The sequence below is a fragment of the Saccharopolyspora sp. 6V genome, from assembly GCF_020176785.1.
In the GTDB taxonomy this organism is placed as follows: domain Bacteria; phylum Actinomycetota; class Actinomycetes; order Mycobacteriales; family Pseudonocardiaceae; genus Saccharopolyspora_C; species Saccharopolyspora_C gregorii.
Map to the genome: position 1 here is coordinate 1 of NZ_JAIUKB010000169.1, position 6592 is coordinate 6592.

The 6592-nt window shown below is 73.6% G+C and carries 7 protein-coding genes; all 7 read left to right on the top strand.

All coding sequences use genetic code 11. The features are described 5' to 3' along the window. Positions 1–199: 199 nt before the first annotated feature. The 7 genes from LCD35_RS26880 (at position 200) to LCD35_RS26910 (ending at position 6448) form a co-directional block, all read left to right on the top strand. Complete coding sequence (locus LCD35_RS26880) at positions 200–1522, top strand: amino acid permease (protein ID WP_374108143.1); 1323 nt, start codon at positions 200–202, stop codon at positions 1520–1522. A 124-nt stretch (positions 1523–1646) separates the two neighbouring features. Further along, positions 1647–2312 carry a ribulose-phosphate 3-epimerase gene (gene rpe / locus LCD35_RS26885; protein ID WP_224957729.1) on the top strand — a complete coding sequence of 222 codons (666 nt, stop codon included), beginning with the start codon at positions 1647–1649 and terminating at the stop codon, positions 2310–2312. Positions 2313–2344: 32 nt separating this feature from the next. Next, positions 2345–3340, top strand: coding sequence for a bifunctional diaminohydroxyphosphoribosylaminopyrimidine deaminase/5-amino-6-(5-phosphoribosylamino)uracil reductase RibD (gene ribD / locus LCD35_RS26890; protein ID WP_224957728.1), 996 nt, complete (start codon positions 2345–2347; stop codon positions 3338–3340). An 11-nt stretch (positions 3341–3351) separates the two neighbouring features. Further along, a complete protein-coding gene (locus tag LCD35_RS26895; protein ID WP_224957722.1) occupies positions 3352–3963 on the top strand; it encodes a riboflavin synthase in 612 nt (203 codons plus the stop codon). Between the two features lie 139 nt (positions 3964–4102). Then, positions 4103–5392 (top strand): bifunctional 3,4-dihydroxy-2-butanone-4-phosphate synthase/GTP cyclohydrolase II, encoded by a 1290-nt coding sequence (locus LCD35_RS26900; protein WP_224957721.1) that lies wholly within the window; start codon positions 4103–4105, stop codon positions 5390–5392. Continuing rightward, a complete protein-coding gene (ribH, locus tag LCD35_RS26905) occupies positions 5389–5865 on the top strand; it encodes a 6,7-dimethyl-8-ribityllumazine synthase (RefSeq protein WP_224957720.1) in 477 nt (158 codons plus the stop codon). Before LCD35_RS26900 ends, ribH begins: the two co-directional genes overlap by 4 nt. A gap of 55 nt (positions 5866–5920) precedes the next feature. Further along, positions 5921–6448 (top strand): PH domain-containing protein, encoded by a 528-nt coding sequence (locus LCD35_RS26910; RefSeq protein ID WP_224957718.1) that lies wholly within the window; start codon positions 5921–5923, stop codon positions 6446–6448. The last annotated feature ends 144 nt before the right edge of the window (positions 6449–6592 follow it).

Sequence of the window (6592 nt, forward strand, 5' to 3'; positions counted from 1 at the left end):
GGGCCGGGGCAGGGGGGCCGGGGGAGCGCCGTGGTGGGGGAGACTGTCGCGTGCTTCCGGGTTCGGCGTCGCTAGGGTGCTGTGCGCGCGAGTGCACGCCAGTCGAGGAGGCGGCGAGTTGGAACCAGCGGGAACGGACCCGGAGCGGGCTGCGGACGGCGGCGGGCTGCGCCGCGACCTGAGCGGCCGGCAGGTCGGCATGATCGCCATCGGTGGCGCGATCGGCACCGGGCTGTTCCTCGGCTCCGGACTCGCCATCAACATCGCGGGCCCGGCCGTGATCATCGCCTACGCGGTGGCCGCCTTCGCCGCGCTCGCCCTGGCCTACGCGCTCGCCGAGATGGTCGTCGTGCACCCCGAGGCCGGCGGGTTCGGGCCCATCGCGCAGCGCTACCTCGGCGGCCTCGCCGGATTCGTGCAGCGGTGGATCTACTGGGCCGCGCAGGTCGTCAACATCGGCAGCGAGGTCGTCGCCGCCGGGCTCTACGTGCAGTTCTGGTACCCGCAGCTGCCGCTGTGGCTGCCCGTCGTGGTGTTCTCGCTGGTCATGCTGGCGATCAACGCCTCGGCCGTGCGGTTCTTCGGCGAGTTCGAGTACTGGTTCGCGCTGATCAAGGTCGTCACGATCGTCGTGTTCGTGCTGCTCGGCATCACCTACATCGTGTTCGGCCTGCCCGGCCGCCCGGCCACCGGCGTCGGTGCGCTCACCGAGCACGACGGGTTCCTGCCGAACGGGATCGGTGCGGTGTGGCTGGCGCTGACCGTGGTCACCTTCTCCTACCTGGGCACCGAGGCCGTCGCCGTCACCGCGTCCGAGTCGCGGAACCCGGGCCGCGACGTGCCGCGGGCGGCGCGGAACATGGTGCTGCGGCTCGGGTTGTTCTACGTGCTGGGCATGCTGGTGGTCGTCTCGATCCTGCCGTGGAACCAGGTGTCCACCGAGGAGGACGTGACGCAGAGCCCGTTCGTGGCGCTGTTCGCGACCGCCGGGATCCCCGCCGCCGCGGGCGTCATGAACTTCGTGGTGCTCACCGCGGCGCTGTCCGCGATGAACACCAACCTGTACGTGACGGCGCGGATGACCTACTCGCTCGCCCAGGACGGCTACGCGCCGAAGTGGTTCGCCGGGCTGAGCCGCCACGGCGCGCCGCAGCGGGCGCTGCTGCTGTCCGCGGGCGGGCTGGTGCTGGCAGCGGGCATCTCGGTGTTCGCCGAGTCCACCGCGTTCCCGCTGCTGCTGGGGCTGGCGCTGTTCGGCGCGCTGATCACCTGGCTGCTCATCTTCGCCAGCCACCTGGCGTTCCGGCGGCACCGGGTCGCCGCGGGGCTGCCGGATTCGCCGGTGCGGCTGGCGGGCGCACCGGTGACGACGGTGCTGGCGATGCTGTTCGTGGCGGCGGTGCTGCTGACGACGCCGTTCACCGAGCAGTTCGACACCGCGTGGAAGGCGGGGGTGCCGTTCCTCGCCCTGCTCTGCGTCGCCTACTACGTCCTGCGCCGCCGGGCCGCCGGGCGCTCCTGAGCCGCTGGCCGGGGCACCGCCCGCCCGTTCACCTGGGCGCGCGGGCGGTTCACCTCGTCGGGTCGACGCGGGCGCGGGCGGTGGGCGGGTGAGATTTACACTCCCGCATGTGTCGAACCAGCCGATGATCGCGCCCTCCATCCTGTCCGCGGACTTCGCCCGCCTCGCCACCGAGCTCGACGCCGTCAAGGGCGCCGACTGGGTGCACGTCGACGTGATGGACGCGCACTTCGTGCCGAACCTGACCCTCGGGCTCCCGGTCGTCGAGTCGCTGCTCAAGGCCACCGACATCCCGCTGGACTGCCACCTGATGATCGAGGACCCGGACCGCTGGGCGATCGGCTACGCCGAAGCGGGCGCGCACAACGTCACCGTGCACGCCGAAGCCGCCCAGGACCCGGTGAAGATCGCCGCGGATCTGCGCGCGGCCGGCGCCAAGGCCGGGCTGTCGATCAAGCCGGGCACGCCGTTCGACCAGTACGTCGAAGTGCTCAAGCACTACGACACGCTGCTGGTGATGTCCGTCGAGCCCGGTTTCGGCGGCCAGAAGTTCATCACCGAGGTGCTGGAGAAGGCCCGCGCCGCCCGCAACCTCGTCGACACCGGGCACCTGAACCTCATCGTGGAGATCGACGGCGGCATCAACGCCGACACCATCGAGCAGGCCGCGGAAGCCGGGGTCGACTGCTTCGTCGCGGGTTCCGCCGTCTACGGCGCCGACGACCCGGCCCGCGCGGTGGAGGCGCTGCGCGCCCAGGCCGCCCCGAACTTCGCGCACGCCCGGAAGTGACCGCCGCGACCGCGGACCCGGTGCGCGCCGCGATGTTCGCGGCGCTCGCCGCGAGCGAACGCGTCCGCGGCAGCACCAGCCCGAACCCGCCGGTGGGCTGCGTGGTGCTCGACGCCGACGGCGCCGTCGCCGGGACCGGCGCGACCCAGCCGCCCGGCGGGCCGCACGCCGAGGTGATGGCGCTGCGCGCCGCCGGGGACCGCGCCCGCGGCGGCACCGCCGTGGTGACCCTGGAACCGTGCGCGCACACCGGCCGCACCGCGCCGTGCACCACGGCGCTGCTCGCGGCCGGAGTGGCGCGGGTGGTGCACGCCGTGGCCGATCCGAACCCGCAGGCCGCGGGCGGCGCCGAAGTGCTGCGCGCCGCCGGGGTCCGCGTCGAATCCGGCCTGCTCGGCGAGCAGATCGCGCGCGGCCCGCTGCGGGCCTGGCTGCACTTCGCCCGCACCGGCCGCCCGCACGTCACCTGGAAGTACGCGGCGAGCCTGGACGGCCGGTCGGCCGCCGCCGACGGCACCAGCAAGTGGATCAGCTCGGCGACCTCGCGCGCCGAGGTGCACGAGCTGCGCGGCAAGGTCGACGCGATCCTCGCCGGCACCGGCACCGTCCTCGCCGACGACCCGCAGCTGACCGCCCGCGAAGCCGACGGCGGCCTGCGCCCGCACCAGCCGCTGCGCGTCGTCGTCGGCGACCGCGAGGTGCCCGCCGGGGCGCGCGTCTTCGACGACTCGGCCGCCACGATCCGGCTGCCCGGCGGGGACCCGGCGGCGGTGCTGGCCGAGCTGGGCCGGCGCGGCGTGGTGGACGTGCTGCTGGAGGGCGGGCCGACGCTGGCCGGGGCGTTCGTCGCCGCCGGGTGCGTCGACCGCGTGCTGGCCTACCTGGCCCCCGCGCTGCTCGGCGCCGGTCCCGCCGCGCTCGGCGACGCCGGGGTGGCGAGCGTCTCCCAAGCATGGTGGTGGGACATCGAAGAGACCACGATGAGCGGACCGGACGTGCGCGTCAGCGCCGTGCCCACCGGCCGCTGAGGAGGAAGAGCATGTTCACCGGCATCGTCGAGGAGCTCGGCACGGTCACGTCCGTCGAGGAGGACGGCGACGGGGTGCGGCTGACCGTCGAAGGACCGCTGGTGACCTCCGACGCGAAGCACGGCGACTCGATCGCCGTGAACGGCGTGTGCCTGACCGTGGTGGATTCCGGCGCCGGCCGGTTCACCGTGGACGTGGTGGCCGAGACGGTGCGCCGCTCCGCGATCCGGCACATCACCGCGGGCGACCGGGTGAACCTGGAGCGCGCGATGGCGCTCGGTGACCGGCTCGGCGGGCACATCGTGCAGGGCCACGTGGACGGCACGGCCGTGCTGCTGGAGTCCGACGGCGACCTGACCCGCTTCGAGCTGCCGGCCGGTCTGTCGCACTACCTGGTGGAGAAGGGCTCGATCACGGTGGACGGGGTATCGCTCACCGTGGTCGGAGCGGGACGCACCGAGTTCAGCGTGGCGCTGATTCCCACCACACGGGAACTCACCACTCTGGGGGTGCGCCGACCGGGTGAAGAGGTCAACATCGAGGTGGACGTGCTGGCCAAGCACCTGGAACGGCTCGCCGCCGCGCAGCTCGACCGGCCCCGCACCGGAGCGGACGGGTCCTGACCGCCCGATCGGCGGCCGGAGCCCGGCAGGCGAGAGGACAATGACGGTGCCGGGAACGCACAGCCGCCCGGCAGCCCGAACCGAGGGCGGGCGCACCGGTGGTGCGCCGCAGCCCCAGAGCGAAAGAGCACGGGACACGGTGAGCAACAGGTTCGACGACATCGAGCGCGCCCTGGCCGACATCGCGGCGGGCCGCCCGGTGATCGTGGTCGATGACGAGGATCGCGAGAACGAAGGCGATCTGATCTTCGCCGCCGAGAAGGCGACGCCGGAACTCGTGGCGTTCATGGTGCGCTACACGTCCGGCTACCTGTGCGTCGGCATGACCGGCGAGGACTGCGACCGGCTGGACCTCCCGCCGATGTACCACTCCAACCAGGACCGCAAGGGCACCGCCTACACGGTCGCCGTCGACGCGGCCGAAGGCGTCAGCACCGGCATCTCCGCCAGCGACCGGGCCCGCACCCTGCAGGTCCTCGCGGACGCCGGTTCGCGGGCCGCCGACCTGCACCGGCCGGGGCACGTGGTGCCGCTGCGCGCCCGCGACGGCGGCGTGCTGCGCAGGCCCGGGCACACCGAGGCGAGCGTCGACCTGTCCCGGCTCGCCGGGCTGCGGCCGGTGGGCGCGCTGTGCGAGATCGTCAGCCAGAAGTCCGAGGGCGACATGGCCCGCCGCGACGAGCTGGAGGTCTTCGCCGACGAGCACGACCTGCGGCTGATCACCATCGCCGACCTCATCGCCTACCGCAGGCGGTTCGAGAAGCAGGTCGAGCGGGTCGCCGAGGCGCGCATCCCCACCGCGCACGGCACCTTCCGCACCTTCGGCTACGACAGCACCCTCGACGGCATCGAGCACCTGGCGCTGGTCTACGGCGAGATCGGCGACGGCGAGGACGTGCTGGTGCGGGTGCACTCGGAGTGCCTGACCGGGGACGTGCTCGGCTCGCTGCGCTGCGACTGCGGCCCGCAGCTGTCCGCGGCGATGGAGAAGGTCGCCGCCGAGGGCCGCGGCATCGTGCTCTACATGCGCGGCCACGAGGGCCGCGGCATCGGCCTGATCCACAAGTTGCAGGCCTACCAGCTGCAGGACGACGGCGCCGACACCGTCGACGCGAACGTGGCGCTGGGGATGCCGGTGGACAGCCGCGACTACGGCCAGGGCGCGCAGATCCTCTGCGACCTGGGCGTGAAGTCGATGCGACTGCTGACGAACAATCCGGAGAAGCGGATCGGGCTGGAGGGCTACGGCCTGCGGGTGCTGGGCCGGGAGGCCCTGCCGATCCGCCCGAACCCGGAGAACCTGCGCTACCTGCGCACCAAGCGGGACCGGATGGGGCACGAGTTGAACCACCTCGACGACGGCGAGGACTCCTCGATCACCGGCGACGGCGACGAGACCGGCTTCGGCAGGCCGGGGGTCATCGCATGAGCGGCGAAGGCAGGCCCCGCGTCGAGGTCCCGCGGGCCGACGGGCTGAAGCTGGCGATCGCGAGCATCCGCTGGCACGAGAAGATCACCGGCCGGATGCTGGAGCGCGCGCTCGCCGCCGCCCACGAGGCGGGCATCGCGGAACCGACCGTGGTGCGGGTGCCGGGTTCGATCGAACTCCCGGTGGTGTGCCAGGAACTGGCGCGCGGGCACGACGCGGTGGTGGCGCTCGGCGTCGTCATCCGCGGCGGCACCCCGCACTTCGAGTACGTCTGCGACTCGGTGACCGCCGGGCTGACCCGGGTGGCGCTGGACGAGTCGACGGCGGTCGGCAACGGACTGCTCACCTGCGACACCGACCAGCAGGCCCGGGACCGGGCCGGGTTCCCGGAATCGGTCGAGGACAAGGGCTTCGAGGCGACCGCGGCCGCTCTGGAGACCGCGCTGGTGCTGCGCGACCTGCGCGCCCGCTGACCCGCGTCCGGAGGGCTGTCGCGGGGTGCGCCGCGCTACCGGGCAAACTGGACGCATGCAGTCAGCTGAGGCTCGGGACGAGGTGGCCGGTCCGGAACCGGCGGGAGGTGGGGACGCGGTGGAGTCCTCGGACGCGGTCCGGCCCGTGGTGGTGCGGCCGATCAAGATCCGCCGGGTGGTGATCCCGGTGGCCGTGGTGCTGGTGGTCGTGTTCGCCGTGGTGGCGGTGCTGCTGCGCAACACCCCGACCGGCGTGTACTTCCGGGTGTCGGACCAGATCGCGATGGCCGGGCTGGGCGTGCTGCTGGCCTGCGGGGCGCTGCTGCTGGCGCGGCCGCGGCTGCGCGCCGACCTGTCCGGGCTGGAGGTGCGCAACGTGATCGGCACCCAGCGCTACTCGTGGGACGAGGTGCAGGCCGTCAGCTTCCCGGACGGCGCCGCGTGGGCGCGGTTGGAACTGCCGCAGGACGAGTACGCCTCGGTGATGGCGATCCAGTCCACCGACGGCGCGCACGCCGTGCAGGCCATGCGGGACCTGCGCGAACTCCGCCGCGAGGTGGAGGCCCGCCGCGGCGGGGAGTGACCTGGTGCGAAAACGGGTGGCCCCGGGGGGGGGGGGCCCCGGCCCCCCGGGGGGGGCCCCCGGGGGCAGGGACCGCCCCGGTGGGTAGCCACCCCCCGGGGCGCGACCCGGTGGGCCCGCCCGCGCACGGCCCCCCCCACACCA

Bases quoted from the DNA above. Each gene is read 5' to 3' on its own strand.
- ribD (WP_224957728.1), top strand. From the start codon at position 2,345: ATGTTCGCGGCGCTCGCCGCGAGCGAACGCGTCCGCGGCAGCACCAGC.
- LCD35_RS26880 (WP_374108143.1), top strand. From the start codon at position 200: ATGATCGCCATCGGTGGCGCGATCGGCACCGGGCTGTTCCTCGGCTCC.
- LCD35_RS26895 (WP_224957722.1), top strand. From the start codon at position 3,352: ATGTTCACCGGCATCGTCGAGGAGCTCGGCACGGTCACGTCCGTCGAG.
- ribH (WP_224957720.1), top strand. From the start codon at position 5,389: ATGAGCGGCGAAGGCAGGCCCCGCGTCGAGGTCCCGCGGGCCGACGGG.
- LCD35_RS26910 (WP_224957718.1), top strand. From the start codon at position 5,921: ATGCAGTCAGCTGAGGCTCGGGACGAGGTGGCCGGTCCGGAACCGGCG.
- rpe (WP_224957729.1), top strand. From the start codon at position 1,647: ATGATCGCGCCCTCCATCCTGTCCGCGGACTTCGCCCGCCTCGCCACC.